This is a genomic window from Erythrobacter sp. SN021, assembly GCF_021864455.1.
Genome location: NZ_JAKKUW010000004.1, coordinates 95,616 through 111,428, shown reverse-complemented (window position 1 = coordinate 111,428; position 15,813 = coordinate 95,616). Strand labels below are relative to the sequence as shown.

General features: G+C 61.6%; 23 protein-coding genes. 7 read left to right on the top strand and 16 right to left on the bottom strand.

Translation table 11 applies throughout. The features are described 5' to 3' along the window. The first annotated feature begins 46 nt into the window (after positions 1-46). The gene (locus L5849_RS10825) at positions 47-655 is read left to right on the top strand and encodes an HNH endonuclease (protein ID WP_115415721.1); all 609 of its coding nucleotides are present in this window, start codon (positions 47-49) and stop codon (positions 653-655) included. On the opposite strand, the gene L5849_RS10820 is transcribed toward L5849_RS10825, so the two are convergent. The 8 genes from L5849_RS10820 to dksA form a co-directional block, all read right to left on the bottom strand. Continuing rightward, entirely contained in the window at positions 628-1,092 is a 465-nt protein-coding gene (locus L5849_RS10820) for a hypothetical protein (RefSeq protein ID WP_236925570.1), read from the bottom strand. The genes L5849_RS10825 and L5849_RS10820 overlap by 28 nt on opposite strands. Next, a complete protein-coding gene (gene kynU / locus L5849_RS10815; protein ID WP_236925569.1) occupies positions 1,089-2,306 on the bottom strand; it encodes a kynureninase in 1,218 nt (405 codons plus the stop codon). The genes L5849_RS10820 and kynU overlap by 4 nt, the downstream gene beginning before the upstream one ends. Then, entirely contained in the window at positions 2,299-2,964 is a 666-nt protein-coding gene (gene kynB / locus L5849_RS10810; protein ID WP_368735735.1) for an arylformamidase, read from the bottom strand. Before kynB ends, kynU begins: the two co-directional genes overlap by 8 nt. Continuing rightward, a complete protein-coding gene (locus L5849_RS10805; RefSeq protein WP_236925568.1) occupies positions 2,961-3,752 on the bottom strand; it encodes a tryptophan 2,3-dioxygenase in 792 nt (263 codons plus the stop codon). The genes kynB and L5849_RS10805 overlap by 4 nt, the downstream gene beginning before the upstream one ends. A 49-nt stretch (positions 3,753-3,801) precedes the next feature. Next, a complete protein-coding gene (locus L5849_RS10800) occupies positions 3,802-4,218 on the bottom strand; it encodes a DUF4112 domain-containing protein (RefSeq protein WP_236925567.1) in 417 nt (138 codons plus the stop codon). A 5-nt stretch (positions 4,219-4,223) separates the two neighbouring features. Beyond that, complete coding sequence (locus L5849_RS10795) at positions 4,224-5,684, bottom strand: ABC transporter substrate-binding protein (protein WP_236925566.1); 1,461 nt, start codon at positions 5,682-5,684, stop codon at positions 4,224-4,226. 44 nt (positions 5,685-5,728) lie between these two features. Then, positions 5,729-6,112 (bottom strand): PilZ domain-containing protein, encoded by a 384-nt coding sequence (locus L5849_RS10790; protein ID WP_236925565.1) that lies wholly within the window; start codon positions 6,110-6,112, stop codon positions 5,729-5,731. A 96-nt stretch (positions 6,113-6,208) separates the two neighbouring features. Next, on the bottom strand, positions 6,209-6,664 hold the full coding sequence (gene dksA, locus L5849_RS10785) for an RNA polymerase-binding protein DksA (RefSeq protein WP_115415716.1): 456 nt from the start codon (positions 6,662-6,664) through the stop codon (positions 6,209-6,211). A 290-nt stretch (positions 6,665-6,954) separates the two neighbouring features. Between dksA and L5849_RS10780 the strand changes: the two genes are divergently transcribed. Then, complete coding sequence (locus L5849_RS10780; protein ID WP_115417767.1) at positions 6,955-7,284, top strand: sel1 repeat family protein; 330 nt, start codon at positions 6,955-6,957, stop codon at positions 7,282-7,284. Here L5849_RS10780 and L5849_RS10775 read toward each other — a convergent pair. The 5 genes from L5849_RS10775 to L5849_RS10755 are packed head-to-tail and all read right to left on the bottom strand — an operon-like array spanning position 7,281 to position 10,473. Next, entirely contained in the window at positions 7,281-8,420 is a 1,140-nt protein-coding gene (locus L5849_RS10775) for a GNAT family N-acetyltransferase (protein ID WP_236925564.1), read from the bottom strand. The two genes, L5849_RS10780 and L5849_RS10775, sit on opposite strands and share 4 nt — an antisense overlap. After that, positions 8,417-9,187 (bottom strand): glycerophosphodiester phosphodiesterase family protein, encoded by a 771-nt coding sequence (locus tag L5849_RS10770; protein WP_115415714.1) that lies wholly within the window; start codon positions 9,185-9,187, stop codon positions 8,417-8,419. The genes L5849_RS10775 and L5849_RS10770 overlap by 4 nt, the downstream gene beginning before the upstream one ends. Next, the gene (locus L5849_RS10765; RefSeq protein WP_115415713.1) at positions 9,162-9,617 is read right to left on the bottom strand and encodes a RidA family protein; all 456 of its coding nucleotides are present in this window, start codon (positions 9,615-9,617) and stop codon (positions 9,162-9,164) included. Before L5849_RS10765 ends, L5849_RS10770 begins: the two co-directional genes overlap by 26 nt. Beyond that, the gene (locus L5849_RS10760; RefSeq protein ID WP_236925563.1) at positions 9,614-10,243 is read right to left on the bottom strand and encodes an HAD family hydrolase; all 630 of its coding nucleotides are present in this window, start codon (positions 10,241-10,243) and stop codon (positions 9,614-9,616) included. Before L5849_RS10760 ends, L5849_RS10765 begins: the two co-directional genes overlap by 4 nt. Then, positions 10,240-10,473 carry a DUF3572 family protein gene (locus L5849_RS10755; RefSeq protein WP_236925685.1) on the bottom strand — a complete coding sequence of 78 codons (234 nt, stop codon included), beginning with the start codon at positions 10,471-10,473 and terminating at the stop codon, positions 10,240-10,242. The genes L5849_RS10760 and L5849_RS10755 overlap by 4 nt, the downstream gene beginning before the upstream one ends. Positions 10,474-10,575: 102 nt before the next feature. On the opposite strand from L5849_RS10755, the gene L5849_RS10750 reads away from it, so the two are divergent. From L5849_RS10750 to L5849_RS10740, 3 genes are all read left to right on the top strand, one after another. Next, entirely contained in the window at positions 10,576-10,944 is a 369-nt protein-coding gene (locus L5849_RS10750) for a response regulator (protein ID WP_236925562.1), read from the top strand. Between the two features lie 233 nt (positions 10,945-11,177). Continuing rightward, entirely contained in the window at positions 11,178-11,420 is a 243-nt protein-coding gene (locus L5849_RS10745; protein WP_115415710.1) for an acyl carrier protein, read from the top strand. Further along, positions 11,420-12,670 (top strand): aminotransferase class I/II-fold pyridoxal phosphate-dependent enzyme, encoded by a 1,251-nt coding sequence (locus tag L5849_RS10740; RefSeq protein WP_236925561.1) that lies wholly within the window; start codon positions 11,420-11,422, stop codon positions 12,668-12,670. The genes L5849_RS10745 and L5849_RS10740 overlap by 1 nt, the downstream gene beginning before the upstream one ends. 16 nt (positions 12,671-12,686) lie before the next feature. Here the strand turns inward: L5849_RS10740 and L5849_RS10735 are convergent, their stop codons facing one another. After that, complete coding sequence (locus L5849_RS10735; protein ID WP_115415708.1) at positions 12,687-13,337, bottom strand: YqaA family protein; 651 nt, start codon at positions 13,335-13,337, stop codon at positions 12,687-12,689. A 195-nt stretch (positions 13,338-13,532) separates the two neighbouring features. Between L5849_RS10735 and L5849_RS10730 the strand changes: the two genes are divergently transcribed. After that, positions 13,533-14,456, top strand: a complete 924-nt coding sequence (locus L5849_RS10730) for an IS1595 family transposase (protein ID WP_236925560.1) — start codon at positions 13,533-13,535, stop codon at positions 14,454-14,456. A gap of 171 nt (positions 14,457-14,627) precedes the next feature. Here L5849_RS10730 and L5849_RS10725 read toward each other — a convergent pair whose 3' ends face one another. Continuing rightward, a complete protein-coding gene (locus L5849_RS10725; protein WP_236925559.1) occupies positions 14,628-15,395 on the bottom strand; it encodes a DUF3800 domain-containing protein in 768 nt (255 codons plus the stop codon). On the opposite strand from L5849_RS10725, the gene L5849_RS10720 reads away from it, so the two are divergent. Beyond that, on the top strand, positions 15,394-15,543 hold the full coding sequence (locus L5849_RS10720; RefSeq protein ID WP_236925558.1) for a hypothetical protein: 150 nt from the start codon (positions 15,394-15,396) through the stop codon (positions 15,541-15,543). The two genes, L5849_RS10725 and L5849_RS10720, sit on opposite strands and share 2 nt — an antisense overlap. On the opposite strand, the gene L5849_RS10715 is transcribed toward L5849_RS10720, so the two are convergent. Next, positions 15,540-15,809 (bottom strand): hypothetical protein, encoded by a 270-nt coding sequence (locus tag L5849_RS10715; RefSeq protein WP_236925557.1) that lies wholly within the window; start codon positions 15,807-15,809, stop codon positions 15,540-15,542. The genes L5849_RS10720 and L5849_RS10715 overlap by 4 nt on opposite strands. Positions 15,810-15,813 lie beyond the last annotated feature (4 nt).

Below are 15,813 nucleotides of genomic sequence, written 5' to 3'. Positions count from 1 at the left end.
TTTACCTTGCAAATGCATTCTCGAAGCTATCGGGAGGGACGCACAGGTGTTCAAGGCCGAACTGCTGGAACGGGCCGCTAGGTTCCGAAGTACCGAGGAAGATCCGACGCGCAATCTGCAGTCGTGCCCTTCGCTCGTCCTCAATGCCGATTACACCCCCCTCTCCTATTACCCGCTGAGCCTGTGGCCCTGGCAGACCGCGATCAAGGCCATCTTCCTCGATCGGGTCGACGTGATTTCGACCTATGACCGCGAGGTGCATTCACCCTCGCTCGATATGAAGATCCCCAGCGTGATCGCGCTGAAGCAATATGTGAAACCGAGCGAGTTTCCCGCCTTCACGCGCTTCAACGTGTTCCTGCGCGACCGCTTCAGCTGCCAGTTCTGCGGCGACATGCACAACCTCACCTTCGATCATGTCGTCCCGCGGCGCCTCGGCGGCAAGACCACATGGGAGAACATCGCCACGGCCTGCGCGCCCTGCAACATGAAAAAGGGCGGCCGCACGCCGAAGCAGGCCGGGATGCAGCTCTACACCAAACCGATCCGCCCGACGCATTGGCAATTGCAACAACACGGCAAGCAGTTCCCGCCGAACTACCTTCACGAAACCTGGCGGGACTGGCTCTATTGGGACATCGAACTGGAGGCGTGATCAGCGGCTAGCGAGTTGAGTTCGCCGACCAACTCTGATCGCGCTCGCCAATAGCCGAACAGAAAGAATTCATCCCCATCGTTGCCCATGCCTCGTTCCATTCCGTGGCCATCGACCGATGCCGATAGATTGATGCCAATGCCGCCAGGGTACTTTTCGTAAAAACCGCCAACAGAGCCCCAAGGGATGTAAAGCGGGCGACGAATGGGGCGGCGAATATTGAGCCCGTCGGCTTGTATTCGAATTGTGGTTGGACGGACTCCTCGCAGGAAACCGACCATAAGAATGAACCCACCGCTCAGGAAAACCAACGGTTCTCGTCCTCGAGTGCGATATGAGGTAAAATCACCCTCCATGGCCCAGTAGATTGCCCCCGCGCCTACGAGTGCGAAGAGGAACATCACAAGCCGGCTCTCAGAAATTACCTTCCCAGTCATGTAACCGCCGCCCGCTGGCGGAATTCGGCACACTGCCACTCTCCGGTTTCCAGCACTTCGGCGAGGTGCCTTGCGGCCTCCGCCATGTGCTCGAAGCGCAGGTAGGCGGGGGCGAAGCCGAAGCGCAGGATATCGGGATCGCGGAAATCGCCGATCACGCCGCGCGCGATCAGCGCCTGGCAGATGGCGTAGGCCTCATCGTGGCGGAAGGAGAGCTGGCTGCCGCGCGCATCGGGATCGGTCGGGCTGACGAGATCGAGAACGACTCCACGTTCCGACAAGCACTGGCGAAAGAACTCGGACAGGGCCTGCGATTTCTCGTATAGCCGGTCCACGCCGATTTCCGCAACAAGATCGACGCCGACTTCTAGGGCGGCGAGGCCGAGGATCGGAGGCGTCCCGCAAAGCAGTTTTTCCACGCCGGGCGCTGCCTTGTAATCGTCGCTGAAGGCAAAGGGGGCGGCATGGCCCATCCAGCCGGTCAGCGGTTGCCGCGCGGCCTTCAGGTGCCTTTCGGCGACGAAGGCATAGGCCGGCGCGCCAGGGCCGCCATTGAAATATTTGTACCCGCAGCCGACCGCGAAATCCGCTTCGCAGCCATTCAGATCCACCGGCAAGGCGCCGCCCGAATGCGACAGGTCCCACAGCACCAGCGCGCCGGCTTCATGCGCGGCGTGCGTAAGGGCAGCCATGTCGAACAGCTCGCCCGTTTTGTAGTGTGTGTGGGTGAGAAGAAGGAGGGCGACATCCCCGTCGAGCGCGTCCGCCAATGCTTCGCGCGGGGCCAATCGTCGCTCGGCAAGACCCTGCCGTTCCAGCCCTTCGATCATGTAGAGATCGGTCGGGAAGTTGCCCGGTTCGCTGAGCACGACCTTTCTCCCAGGACGCATGGCAAGCGCGGCGGAGATCAACTTGAACAGGTTTATGCTGGTGGAATCGCAGGCGATGACTTCGTCTGCCCGCGCCCCGATCAGCGGTGCGATCTTGGTGCCGATCTTGCTGGAAAGATCGATCCAGCCCGCCGAGTTCCAGCTCCGGATGAGGTTCCGCCCCCACTCTTCGCGAACCACCTGCTCCAGACGCTCGGGCGTCGCTTTGGGAAGGCAGCCAAGGGAATTGCCATCGAGGTAAATCACCCCTTCCGGTACATCGAAGCGCTCCCGAAATTCCTCCAACGGATCGCCCGCGTCGAGACATTTTGCGCGCTCAAGCATCGGGAAGCTCTCGCAGAATCGCGCGGGTGAGGCCGGCATCGCCGCCCGCGATCTTGAGCGGCAAGGCGATCAGTTCGTAGCGCCCCTCGGATACGCCATCGAGCACCAGCCCTTCGAGGATGCGCATATCGTGCTTCAGCACGGCCTTATGGGCGTCCATCGTCTTCGATTCCTGCGGGTCGACACTGGGCGCATCGGTCCCGACCAGCTTCACCCCCTGAAATGCGAGCCATTCGATCGTTTCGGCATCAATGGCGGTGAAGTCGCCATCCCATTCGTCATGTGGAAAGCGGGCGAAGGTGCGGAACAGCACCCGATCGGCGCTTTCGATATGCGGGAGATCGCCGACCGAGATCGCTCCACCGCTCACGTCGGTGGCATCGATCACCAGGCACTCGCCAAGATAGGGATCGAGCGCGACACTCGCGATATCGGGCGCGGTCTGCGAATAGTGGAGCGGCGCATCGCCATGCGTGCCCGAATGGGTGCTCATCGTCATCCGCCCGACATTGACCGGCGAGCCGTCCTCCATTGTCCACGTTCGTTCGAAGGCGAATTGCGTATCGCCAGGCCAGACCGGCAGGCCCCCTTGCTCGTTGGTGGGGCGCAATGTCTGCGAAATATCCCAGATGCGCCGATCGGACCGCCAGGAACTCACAGCGCGGTCCTCACGCTCAGCAATTCTGGAAAGAACGCCGCTTTCAATACGCCCGCGAGATAGGGCACACCCGGCGTTCCGCCGGTGCCCTTTTTGAAGCCGATGATCCGCTCGACCGTTTTCAGATGGCCGAAACGCCAGCGCTGGAAGTGGTATTCGAGATCCACCAGCTTTTCGGCCAGTTCGTAAAGGTCCCAATATGTCTTCGGGTCACGATAGACCTCGGCCCAGGCTGCCTCGACCTCGGACGAGTGGGTCCATCGTTCGCCGACCGGGCGCTCGAGTATCTCTTGCGGAATGGCCAAACCGCGCCGCGCGAGCAGCGCGACAGCCTCGGCATAGATCGATTTTTTCGCCAGCTCTTCGCGCAGGGCTTCCGCCACTTCGGGCGTCGCCTCGTGCATGGTGATCATGTCCGGATTGCGCCCGCCAAGCAGGAATTCCATCATGCGGTACTGCGCGCTCTGGAACCCGCTCGACCCGCCGAGATGCGGGCGGATGGTCGAATAGTCGTGCGGGGTCATCGTGCTCAGCACGTCCCAGCTTTGAATCAACTGCCCCTGCGCGCGTGCCACGCGGGCGAGCATCTTGAACGAAGGCCGCAGCCGGTCCTGCCGGATGCATTCGCGTGCCTCGGTCAGCTCGTGCAGACACAGTTTGAGCCACAGCTCGCTCGCCTGGTGGACGACGATGAACAGCATCTCGTCATGTGCGTCGGACGCCGGGTGCTGCGCCGAAAGGATGCGGTCAAGATCGAGATAGCTGGAATAGGTAACATCGGATGTCATGCGCACAGCCCTAGCGCGCATTGGTCGCCGATGAAACTAGTTCCCTACCCTAACCCTCGATCACCCGTGTTTGCGGGTGATGCTTGTCTAGGTGCTTCTTCACGATCCGCAGGTTCTTGGTGTTCGAGCGATAGACCACGTCGAACGCGTCGCCGACCACCGGCACCGCGCCCACCGCGCCGTCGATCGCAATATTGCCGATCATCCGCCACAGCTTCCACCGCGGCAGACCAAGGTTCCTGGCTTCCCAAACGATGTAAGCGCCCATGACGGCCGTCACGATATCACCGACCACGGGTACAAACCCGATGATCGTGTCGAGGCCGATCGGATAATTCGTACCCGGCACCACCATGCTGCGTTCGAGCAGGTGTTCCATCGCCTCGATCCGCTTGCGGATCGAAACCGGATCGGTGCCGGTAGGCACGTCGATCCCCATGGGTCTCGGACGATTCGGGTCTTCCATATCCGCTAGATGGGGGCGCGGGAGAGCGGGAACAAGGGATGGATGTTCCACGGGTTTTCGCTGAAGGCGTCGATGTCCGCGCGTACCAGCGACCAGCGGATCGGCGCACCCAGCGGGATGTAAAGATTCGTTGCCAGAAGCGTGTTCTCCGCTTCGTGGAGATAGGAAGCCTCCTCGGTCCCGTCGCGGGCATCGAGCGCGAGCGAGACGAGGTAGTCCGCATCTTCGCTGCACTGCGCCTGCCGAATCCCGCAATTGAACTGGTTGAGGAACCAGCGCGGCGAGGCATAGCGCGCTACACGGTCGCGCAGGGCGAGATCGGCGGCAGACAGTGTTTCGACGCGCGTGGCGGACACACCGATGGCAGCAAGGTCATCGGCCAGCCCTTCGAACAACAGGTCCGAGCCCGGACCGGGCGGCAGATGGATGGCCACCTGCGCTTCCTGCCCGCTTTGCGAACGCCACCGCGCAACCCGCTGGCTTGCCTCGCCGCGCCGCTGTTCCAGCGTGAGCGCAGCCCATCGCTCTTCGGGTGTTTCCTGCGCGCCGGACAGGGCGACGGGCACGATCCGGGTCGACGGAATCCAGCCGCCGATATTGAACGGCGCCATGAGATCGGTCCGGTCGATGGCCATGGCAAGCGCCTCGCGATTGGCGCTCGTGGCGAGAAAACCCCGAGGATTGTGGACATCGAGGCCAAGCAATCCAATGGCCGCATCCAGGCGAACATTTCCGCGCGACAGGGGGCCGGTGTTCGCCAGCGGCAAGTTCGCCAGCCGTCCCCCAAGCACGAGGTCGAAATCGCCCTGCGAAAAGCCGTCGGCGGCCCGCTCCGCGTCGACAGCATGCAGCCGCACTTCGCGCACGATGTCTTCCCATCCGGGCTGTTCCGGCAATCCGCGTCGTTCCGGAGGCAGGGGCCTGAGCGCCATCACATCCCCGGCCGTAACGAGCGTCATCAGGCCAGCCCCGCCTTCGCCGAAACCGATTCCGAGTTCGGGTTGCGCCAAGAGCTGCAGAAAGTCGGGCATCGGACTAGTCAGCCGGATTTCGATGACACGACCGGTCATCGCGCGAATGTCCCGGATCTTGGCCAGATCGAAGCCGAGCGTCGTCCCATCGAGCTGACGCAGCCGACGCTGAAGGGCGTCGCGGACCACTTGCGCCGTCAGCCTTGTACCATCGCTTAGATCGAATTCGTTGATGCGGAAAATATAGCTCGCGCCGTCATCGGTCACGATCCACCGCTCGGCAACGCCGGGAACCACTTCCCCGCGCGAGTCGATCCGCACCAGACCGGGGGAAAGCGCCGCGCGCAGGTGCTGGCCCGCATTGCTCAGCCGCACACCCTCGGCCTGCAGATCTTCGGGCTCGGCAATGAAAGCAACATCGATTATGCCATCGTCCGCGCCTGTACCGCAGGCGGCCAGACAGGCGGACAGGAAGGCGAGGAACCAAGGGCGCATGACTGCCGGTTAGCAGCCTGCGGGACCGACGTCAGCCGTACAGTTCAAAGATTGCGAAGGCGTCGTTCCTCGGGAGAGAAAGCCGAAGCCACACCGACCCCCGGCACGCCGGTTTGCGCTTCCCGCGTGGCCCCGACGGGTGCACGAACCACCTTGGGATCGATGTCGCTTTCGAAGGACACGCCGAAGCGCGCATCCTGTACCCAGGCGACATTGCCTTTCACCATACCGACATTGCGCAAGTTGAACTTCAGCCGGTCTCCACGCGATACGGCGATACCGGCACCCTCGGCCATCAATCCGCCCGCGGAAAGATTGCGCACCTTGACCCGGATCGCCTCCGGCCGACCCTCGAAGGTCAGCTCGGCAAAGAGGAACAGGCTGTCGCGAGCAACATTGCGCGTCTCGACCGAAGACATGGCGTTCATCGCATCCTTGACGTATTCCGTTCAGGCCCGGCTCCGGGCGAGTCCCGGCGCCAAGCGACGTTAAGCGACAGACCTAAAAAATCCGTTATCGCGCGTTCAATCGTCGCGCGAGATCTTTTCCCTCCGTTCGTGGGCTTCCTGCGCCTCGACGGTCATCGTCGCGACCGGGCGGGCAATAAGCCGCCTGAGGCCGATCGGATCACCCGTCACCTCGCACCAGCCGTATTCGCCCTCGTCGATGCGCCGCAGCGCCGCGTCGATCTTGGAGATCAGCTTGCGCTGGCGGTCGCGCGTGCGCAGTTCGATCCCCCAATCGGTTTCCGAGGATGCGCGGTCGTTCAGATCGGGTTCGCGGATCGGACCGTCCTGCAGCGACTGCAACGTCTGCCCGGCGGCATCATGAATCGATTTTTTCCAGTCGAGCAGGAGGATACGAAAGTATTCCTGCTGCCGTTCGTTCATGTATTCTTCGTTTTCGTCGGGAACGTAGTCGTCGCCGATTGCGGCGCGCGCCTTGGCTAGTCTTTGCTTTTCGTTTGCCACAGAGGCCATTGAGGACCCTCTCATCCTGGTCGAATTGAGACATCGGACCACCGCCGTCCCGCAGGCCCGGATTTTCCCGGTGCCCCGTATGACCCGCTCGGCGCGAGCCTATAGGCAAGCGCCACCCACGGCACAAGCGTCAATCCGGTAAGCCGCGCAAATGCCCGCCGCCCGTGGCAGATATGCGTTTATTCGCTCGCGGATTAAGAAAGCGGAGCGTGTATTAACCTTTTATTGACCATACTTTGTGAACTTCTTGAACGTCCGGCGATGGATGCCGGTCCTTCAGGGGAATGACGATGCAGCTTACCGGTATCGAAGGGGGCAACGGCACGATCATCCAGGGTGAGGAAGCCGGGGCGCTGGTCGCCGAATGTCTCGCCGCATACGAATTGGGCAGTATCGACGCGCTCTACGACTTGGGCGTCGCATTTTCGACCGGAAGCCACGGCGCGGTCTGCGACCTCGTCGAAGCGCATAAATGGTTCAACATCGCCGCGTCGAAAGGGCATGAAGAAGCAAGCTGGTGCCGCGCCGACGTTTCGGATGAAATGACCGCGCGGGAAATAGCCGAAGCCCAGCGCCGTGCCCGCGAATGGTTGCTCGAAGGCGCTCGCAGAGTCGCCTAACCTTCTTTTCTGAACGGCCCGCGCGTCGCGAGATAGTTGCGATCCGCGGCCACTCCGGCCCGCTCGCGGTCGAGAAAATCGGCAACTGCCTCACGGAAGCCGACATTGGCGACCCAGTGCGCCGAAACCGTTTCCACCGGCTCATATCCGCGCGCCAGCTTATGTCCGCCCTGCGCGCCCGCCTCCACCCGCGACAGACCCAGTTCGATCGCCGCGTCGATCGCCTGATAGTAGCATAGCTCGAAATGCAGGAAGCGCACGTCGCGCGTGCACCCCCAATAGCGCCCGTATAGCGCTTCCCCACCAATGAAATTGAGCGCCCCGGCAATGGGTTCGCCATCCTGCAATGCCAGCACCAGCAGCAATGCCTCCCCCATCCGCTCGCCCAGCAGGTCGAAGGCCTCGCGCGTCAGGTAGGGCGTGCCCCATTTGCGCGCGCCGGTATCCTGGTAGAACGCCCAGAAGGCATCCCAGTGCTCGAGTCGGATATCCCCGCCGCGAAGGCGGAGGATGTCGACACCGGCCTGCGCGGCGGCGCGCTCCTTGCGCAAATCCTTGCGTTTGCGCGAGGCCAGCGTGGCGAGGAAATCGTCGAAGCTTGCAAAGCCGCGATTGTGCCAGTGGAACTGGATGTCGCTGCGCAGCATCCACCCGGCCTGTTCGAACAGCGCTTGCTGGGCCGGTTCGATGAAGGTCGCATGCGCGGAGGAAAAGCCGTTTTGCACGCACAATTGCTCCGCCGCCGCCAGCAGCGGCGCGGCATAGGCCTGGTCAGACAATAGCAGGCGCGGCCCGGTGGCGGGCGTGAAAGGCACCGCGATCTGAAGCTTGGGGTAGTAATGACCCCCGGCCCGCTCGTAAGCATCGGCCCAGCCATGGTCGAAAACATATTCCCCCTGGCTGTGCCCCTTGAGATAGGCTGGCATGGCGGCAAGCAAAGGCCCGCCCTCCTCGCCGATCACCAGCGGGGTCGGCTGCCAGCCGGTCCCGGGTCCGACGCTGCCGGAATCTTCCAGCGCAGTCAGGAATTCGTGGCTGACGAAGGGATTGTCCGTGCCCGCAAGCGCGTTCCATTCGCCGCGGTCGAAGGCGCCGACCGACCCGCCGACGCGCGCGGCAAGGCCGCCATCGCTCACGCTACCCCGGCCCCTTCGACGATCGGGGCGTCGGCATGGACCCGCGCATGGTCGCGCAAGTCCGGTGTATCGACCGTCCAGGTGAGCACCGGCATGCCGCCAGCGCGTAGCGAGGAGACCATCGGATTGGGCAAGGCCGCGACGTGATAGGCGATGAATTCAGGCCGTGCGAACCACAATGCCAAATGCCGTTGCCAAGCCTTCTGCGTCATACCGTAATGGTCCTCGCGCATGACCAGGCCCTGCACTGTGTTCGGCGAATGCCTGCGAAACCAGCGCGAAACGCGCGGGTCGAAACTCATCACAGCGTGGCGCCCTTCATATCCGGCCAGCGCGTCGCGCACAGCGACGCAGCTCTCCTCGACATCGTAGCGACGACGCGATTTTATTTCCACGAGGATAGGCACCTTGCCATCCACCAGTTCCAGCAAATCGTCGAGCCGCGCCAGCATGTGTTCGCTGTCGAGATAGGCGATCCGCGCCAGCTCTTCGGCCGAATAACACGCGGTCGGGCCGGTCACGCCGGTAAGCCGGTCCAGCTCCCAGTCGTGCATGAGCATCGCCGCATGGTCGCGACTGCGCTGGATATCGCATTCCACGCCCATCCCGCCTTCGAGTGCGCCGGCGAAAGCCGCGAGCGAGTTTTCCGGAGCAAGCTCGTCATGCAGGCCGCGGTGCGCATAGGTCCATTCGCGCAGCCACCCAACCCGCGCAGGGTCGGGTGACGGTACGAGAAAGCGATCAAGCCTTGAGAGCAACGATCGCATCGACCTCGACCGCGGCATTGAGCGGGAGGACCGGCACGCCCACTGCGCTGCGCGCATGTTTCCCCGGATCGCCGAAAACCTCGACCATCAGGTCCGAGGCCCCATTGATGACCTTGGGCTGATCGAAGAAATCGGGGATCGACGCGACGAAACCGCCCAGCTTGACCATATGCGCCACGCGTTCGATCAGCCCTGCCGCTTCGAGCTGGGACAGGATCATCATACCGCAGGCCCGCGCGGCGGCGATACCCCGGTCGAGCGCGACGTCCTCGCCCAGCTTGCCGGTCACCAGCTTGCCGTCGATGAAGGGTAGCTGGCCCGACACATAGGCGGTGTGGCCATCGACCACCACGGGCTGATAGCTGGCAACGGGCGCAGCCGCCGGGGGCAGCGTGATGCCATGGGCACGAAGACGGTCGTGAATGCTCATGCGGTTTCCTTCTCGATTTCGCCCAGCAGCCACGGCAGCGCTTCATCCCAGCGATCGATCCGTGCATCGGCATGACCCGAGCTATGCGCGCAATCGATATGCGGGGCGAGCAAAGGTTCGCCGCAGAGGTGGAGCGTGGTGATGGTGCCGACGGTCTCGCGCGCGGAGCGGTGATGCTGCGCCAGATCGTCGATGAAAATGGCTTTCGAGGGATTGTATTCCTCGAGGATCGCCTGGAGCGCTGGCCCCTTGGGTCCCTGATTGGTGAAGACCCGTGCATCGAGCCCGTGATCGAGCAATTGCGCACGGCGCATTTGCTGCCGCTTGTCGACGAGATTGGTGAGGATGACGACATCGGCGTGTTCGCGCAGCGCGGCCATCCCTTCGATGGCACCCGAAATAGGCGTCTGGCGATGCATTTCGGTGTCGAAGAAACCGCCGAGCTTGGACCAGATTTCCTCGGGCGCGAGAACTTCGCCGCTATCCTGCCAGCGCAGCGCCTTGGAGAAATCATTGCCCTCCATCCGGAACTCCACGCCCTGCGTCTCGGCCAGCCAGTCGCGGAATGGCGAGACCATGTGCAGCAGCACTTCGTCGCAATCGGAGATGATCAACGGACGGCTCATGCGGCAAGCTCCCGCGCCGCAGCGGCGAGCGCCTCGGGTGTAGTGTTAAGCGCATCGGCGGCCAGCACCAGGTCGGGCTCGTGATTGGCGAGAAATTCCAGCACTGCCGCCTGAACGCCGCGATCGCTCAACCCGTTCCTCAGCCGTTCGGGAGTGAGGCCGGTGAGCGAGAGCAGTCGCTCGGCCCGCTTCTCGTCGGCCAGCGCCCAGCCGAGCGCTTCGAGCGCCAGCACCTCGGCGGTCCTCGTTTCCTGTCCGGATGGTTCGCGAATAATTGTCAGCGCTCCCGCTTTTCCATATGGCCCCTTCGAAACACGCGAAGGAGCCGCCAAGTGGCAAAGAGAATCCTCGTTGTCGAGGACAACGATCTCAACCGTAAGCTGTTCTGCGACGTGTTGAAGGCCAATGGCCATGAAGTGGTGCCCGTGGCCGATGGGCAGAACGTGCTCGCCACGGCGAAGCGATTCGCGCCCGATCTGGTTATCATGGACATCCAGTTGCCGAATATCAGCGGGATCGATCTGATTGCCCAGCTCAAGGCCGACAGCGCCTTGGCCGACGTCCCGGTACTGGCCGTTACCGCCTATGCCGGCAAGGGCGACGAGGAGCGGATCCGCGATGCGGGCGCGGCCGATTATCTGGCCAAGCCCGTTTCCATCGGGCCTTTCATGGCGGCGGTACGCGCCTTGGTGCCCGATTAGCGGGCGGTCATATCGGCAGCGAAGGCCTCCAGCGCGACAGACGGGCCAGCTTTGCAGAGGCAAAATCACTTGTCCGCTTTCCCTCGTTCGAACAGAGGCTTGCCCGCTTTTGGCAGGGGCGTCACTGCCTGCTGCGCTTGACAAACGCCACCACAAGCCGCTTTGCCCCGGCAGCAAATTGCGCATCGTGCCCCCAGCGGGCCTGTGCCTCATAAGGATTGGATAGCCCCGCCATGGACCGAGCCCAAGTCGACGCAAAGATCCGCGAACTGGCCGCCCCCTTCAACAAGAAGGGCGTAACCATTACCGAAGCCACGACCTTCGCCAACGATCTGGAATTCGACAGCCTGACCGTCATGGATTTCGTTGCCGAAATCGAAGACGAATTCGACATCATCATCTCGATGAACCAGCAGGCCGAGATCGAGAATTACGGCCAGCTCGTGGATGCCGTAACCAAGCTCCAGGCCGACTGATGAGCGAGGGCATCATCCAACCGGACCAGCCGGAAACCATCGAAGGCGAAGGCAGGGATCTGTTCTCGAAGTTCGACGACATCATCGCTCTGCGCGAAGGGCTGCTCGCCAGCGGGCAGGAAGACCCCTTCAATCTCGTGATGGAAAAGGTCCTCTCGCCCACCCGTGCGATTTGCAACGGGCGCGACACGATCCTGCTTGGCACTTATAACTACATGGGCATGACCTTCGACCCCGACGTGGTCGAGGCTGGCAAGCAGGCCTTGGCCGATTTCGGCTCCGGGACCACGGGCAGCCGCGTTCTGAACGGCACGTATCAGGGCCACAAGGAAGTCGAGCAGGCGCTCATGGACTTCTACGGCATGGATCATGCGATGGTCTTCTCCACCGGCTACCAGGCCAATCTTGGGATCATCTCGACCATCGCCGGCAAGGGCGATTACATCGTCCTGGACATCGACAGCCACGCCAGCATCTGGGACGGCTGCGCCATGGGCAATGCCGAGGTGGTGCCATTCAAGCATAACGATATCGAGGCGATGGAAAAACGCCTCAAGCGCATTCCCGAGGACGCGGGCAAGCTGGTCGTGCTCGAAGGCGTCTATTCGATGCTGGGCGATGTGGCGCCGCTCAAGGAAATGGTTGCCATTGCCAAGAAATACGGCGCGATGGTGCTGGTCGACGAAGCGCATTCGATGGGCTTCATCGGCGAGAACGGGCGCGGCGTGGTGGAAACCGCAGGCGTCATGGACGATGTCGATTTCATCATCGGCACCTTTTCCAAGAGCGTCGGAACGGTGGGCGGCTTCTGCGTTTCGAACCACCCCAAGTTCGAAATCATGCGGCTGGTATGCCGCCCCTATGTCTTCACCGCCTCGCTTCCCCCCTCCGTGGTCGCGACCGCCGAAACCAGCATCCGCAAGCTGATGCACGGGTCGAACAAGCGCGCGCATCTGTGGGAGAATTCGCGCAATCTGCACAAGGGGTTGAAGGACCTTGGCTTCACCCTCGGCACGGATGAGCCGCAAAGCGCGATCATCGCGGTGATCATGCCCGATCTCGAGAAGGGCGCGGCCATGTGGGAAGCGCTGATCAAGGGTGGGTTGTACGTCAATCTGGCCCGCCCACCGGCAACTCCGGCCAATATGACGCTGCTGCGCTGCTCGCTCTGCGCCGAACATAGCGAAGAGGAAGTCGGCGAGATCCTCTCGATCTTCGAGCAGGCCGGGAAGGAAGTCGGGATTATCTGACGCGGGGGCGCGCCGCCTAGCGCGCTTCGATCGGTGGCGGGGCGGCGCAGGGGCCGGTATCGCCCTCCTCGCTTCCGCCGAGCTGGGTGAGGATCACCACCCCGCCCACCACGAGAATCACGAACGCTGTCGTCACCGTGCCGAGATATTTGTCGATCACCCGTTTGATCGGCGCGCCGAACACGCGGAACAGTATCCCCACGGTCATGAAGATCAGCGCGCGGGCGAACAGGCTGGACAGCACGAAGGTGACGAGGTTCATCCCGACGAAGCCGGCCGTGATCGTCAGCAGCTTGAACGGCACCGGGGTCGCGCCCGCGATCAGGATCGCCTCGAAATCATATTCGCGCAAATGGCAGGCGGCGACGGGGAACGCCTCGGTCAGGCCGAGCGAGGAAATCAGCCACACGCCGACGCTGTCGTAGAGTCCCCAGCCGATCGCATAGCCGAGCAGCGCGCCCGCCACCGAGGCCAGCGTGGCGATCAGCGCGAACTTCACTGCCTTCTTCGGTTCGGCAAGGCACATCAGGCCGAGCAGCGGGTGCGGCGGAATCGGGAAGAACGAGGATTCGACGAAGCAGAAGAAGGCCAGCCACCACACCGCATGCGGATGCGCGGCCTTGTCCATCGTCCAATCGTACAGCCCGCGCAGCGGTTTCATGATCATGGTGGGGGTGATTCCTCGCGTCCCGGTGAGACATGCGGGATTAAGCGAGGCGAACCCTGTTGGCAACGCCTTCGAACTAACCTATTTGGTTCTTTTCTCTTGACATCGTGACGCTATTTGGCTAGCAAAGGGCGATTATATACTTTACAAACCCAAGCTTCTGCCCTATAACCAAAAGGGTAAGGAGCAATGGAAATGTCGGTACTTTCGTCCCCCCACTTTCACGACGAGGCCAAGGCCTATGAGTTCCTTGAAGGCATCGTGTGGGCGAACGGAGTTACCTGCCCGCATTGCGGCGTGGTCGATGGCCGCGTGTACGATCTTTCCGGCGTCCTCACGAAGCCCTCCAAGAAGCACCCCAAGGGCAAGGTTCGCCACGGTCTCAAGAAGTGTGGCGAGTGCCGCAAGCAGTTCACCGTCAAGGTTGGCACTGTGTTCGAACACGCGCGCCTCCCCCTTACGAAGATGCTCCAGGCGGTTCACCTTATCGTGTCGAGCAAGAAGGGCATCAGCGCCCACCAGCTCCACCGTGTTCTCGAAATCAGCTACAAGAGCGCGTGGTTCCTTGCTCACCGTATCCGTGAAGCGATGCGCTCGGGCGATCTTGCACAGCCCTTCGGTTCGAACGGTGGCGCTGTAGAGGTCGATGAAACCTACATCGGCTTCAAGGGCGGCGTAGCTACCCGTCGCGGCACCGCTCACAAGCGCGCTGTCGTTACCCTCATTGACCGCGAGAGCGGCACGAGCAAGTGGTTCCACGTTGCGAACAGCACCGCAGCGGACATTCACCCCATCGTACTCGGCAACATCAGCCGCGAAGCCCGTCTCATGACGGACGAAGCCAAGATGTACCGCAAGATCGGCCGCGACTTTGCAGAGCACGGCACGGCTACCCACGCGGCTAACCAGTACGTGGACCCGAAAGATCGCACCATCCACACCAACACGGTTGAGGGCGCGTTCTCGATCTTCAAACGCGGTATGCGCGGCGTGTATCAGCACTGCGCAGAGCATCACCTGCACCGCTACCTTGCCGAGTACGAGTTCCGCTACAACACGCGGGAAGCCAACGGCATCAACGACCGTGGACGTGGACGTGGACGTGGACGTGGACGATGAATAAAAAATCGAGTCAAATCAGAGGTTTCCAAACCTCTGATTCGGCTTGACTTTTTAGTCTTTTCGCCTAAAGATAATTGTGTCGGAGACGTCTGTTCGCGACTGACAGATCAGGCACTGCCCGTCCTGTGATGTGACCCAGCTAGAGTGTGGTTGCGGAGGGCGGGCAGACTATCCCAAGACCTTCTCGATATCGGTGGCTAGGCCTTTCATCTCCTTGTCTGGGAATATCTTGAGGCCAAACCGTTTACCGTGCTTTTCGTAAATGGTTGGCGCGAACTGTCGTAAAAACCGGTCATCGGTCATGCCGTGCATCTTCGGCTCGATAGCCATGGCGAATGCAGATGCGGCAATATCGGCAAGGTGAATTGGCTGCTCATTCTGGTGGGGCACTACATCGGGTTCGTCGGCAGAAATTGCTTCCCAGTGCGCCCGACAATTATGTTGTCCCTCTCTCAGTTTCTGGATGTAGGCAAACATTTCTGGATACGGCCACATTCGCTGCTCAGAAAGAACTAGGCTGCACGGTCCGTTCGGGCGTCCGGGCAGCGTTGCTGCGTCCCTGACCGCCCACGAAATACGTTCCACAAGCATCTTCAAAAGATAGTTGTATTCGTTGGCGTGGTTATCCCGGATGTAGCTGCCGAGCATAGAAGGCTTATGGATCGCAACGAAGGCAGTACGGATTTTCTTGGCCGCGATTTGCTGGCTCAAAACGAAGCGGCCTTTGTCGTTCTCTTCAGAGAATTTGCGAAATTCGCGTTCTTGCAGGCGTTCGCCCCTTGCCCCGTCAAATGCCGCCAGCGTATCCTCTAAAAACTCGTCCCTGACGATAACTGCGCCCATCGCTAGGAATGTGCTCGAACCATGCCCATATTTGTCGCCAGAGCATCCGCTCTCGTCAATAAACGCAGAGAAAGTTGAGGGCTTACCGACCATGGCCGGTAAGCGTGAATCCACAATGAGGCGGAGTCAACTGGACAAGTTCAAAGATGCGGCGCGCGAACTTGAATGCGACGACGACGAACAGCGCTTCAGGGAACGGTTGGAAAAGCTGACAAAGCCGCGAAAAGATCAGAAGGCCTAGCCCTTCTTGTCGTCGCCTTTTGAGAAACTGAAGCCGGACACGTAGCCCTTTAACCCCTTGTCTCTCGTAGGCTCTGGCTCCCGCTCTGCCATTGACTTGGCAATTTCGACCCCATCCACGTGCAGGCTGCCCACCCGTGGAGCATATATAGCCTCGCGCTTCGAGCGAATGGTGGTGTTCGTTACGCTTGCGATCAGGTCAGGATTATCGATCGACATGCCCTGACCATGCACGCTGGTTAGCGTGCTGTTGGATATGAAGAGCATGGGC

Excerpts from the sequence above, each read along its gene's own strand:
- L5849_RS10820 (WP_236925570.1), bottom strand. The coding sequence starts at position 1,092 with ATGACTGGGAAGGTAATTTCTGAGAGCCGGCTTGTGATGTTCCTCTTC.
- kynU (WP_236925569.1), bottom strand. The coding sequence starts at position 2,306 with ATGCTTGAGCGCGCAAAATGTCTCGACGCGGGCGATCCGTTGGAGGAA.
- L5849_RS10805 (WP_236925568.1), bottom strand. The coding sequence starts at position 3,752 with ATGACATCCGATGTTACCTATTCCAGCTATCTCGATCTTGACCGCATC.
- L5849_RS10800 (WP_236925567.1), bottom strand. The coding sequence starts at position 4,218 with ATGGAAGACCCGAATCGTCCGAGACCCATGGGGATCGACGTGCCTACC.
- L5849_RS10795 (WP_236925566.1), bottom strand. The coding sequence starts at position 5,684 with ATGCGCCCTTGGTTCCTCGCCTTCCTGTCCGCCTGTCTGGCCGCCTGC.
- L5849_RS10790 (WP_236925565.1), bottom strand. The coding sequence starts at position 6,112 with ATGAACGCCATGTCTTCGGTCGAGACGCGCAATGTTGCTCGCGACAGC.
- dksA (WP_115415716.1), bottom strand. The coding sequence starts at position 6,664 with ATGGCCTCTGTGGCAAACGAAAAGCAAAGACTAGCCAAGGCGCGCGCC.
- L5849_RS10780 (WP_115417767.1), top strand. The coding sequence starts at position 6,955 with ATGCAGCTTACCGGTATCGAAGGGGGCAACGGCACGATCATCCAGGGT.
- L5849_RS10770 (WP_115415714.1), bottom strand. The coding sequence starts at position 9,187 with ATGCGATCGTTGCTCTCAAGGCTTGATCGCTTTCTCGTACCGTCACCC.
- L5849_RS10765 (WP_115415713.1), bottom strand. The coding sequence starts at position 9,617 with ATGAGCATTCACGACCGTCTTCGTGCCCATGGCATCACGCTGCCCCCG.
- L5849_RS10760 (WP_236925563.1), bottom strand. The coding sequence starts at position 10,243 with ATGAGCCGTCCGTTGATCATCTCCGATTGCGACGAAGTGCTGCTGCAC.
- L5849_RS10745 (WP_115415710.1), top strand. The coding sequence starts at position 11,178 with ATGGACCGAGCCCAAGTCGACGCAAAGATCCGCGAACTGGCCGCCCCC.
- L5849_RS10740 (WP_236925561.1), top strand. The coding sequence starts at position 11,420 with ATGAGCGAGGGCATCATCCAACCGGACCAGCCGGAAACCATCGAAGGC.
- L5849_RS10735 (WP_115415708.1), bottom strand. The coding sequence starts at position 13,337 with ATGATCATGAAACCGCTGCGCGGGCTGTACGATTGGACGATGGACAAG.
- L5849_RS10730 (WP_236925560.1), top strand. The coding sequence starts at position 13,533 with ATGTCGGTACTTTCGTCCCCCCACTTTCACGACGAGGCCAAGGCCTAT.
- L5849_RS10720 (WP_236925558.1), top strand. The coding sequence starts at position 15,394 with ATGGCCGGTAAGCGTGAATCCACAATGAGGCGGAGTCAACTGGACAAG.
- L5849_RS10725 (WP_236925559.1), bottom strand. The coding sequence starts at position 15,395 with ATGGTCGGTAAGCCCTCAACTTTCTCTGCGTTTATTGACGAGAGCGGA.
- L5849_RS10715 (WP_236925557.1), bottom strand. The coding sequence starts at position 15,809 with ATGCTCTTCATATCCAACAGCACGCTAACCAGCGTGCATGGTCAGGGC.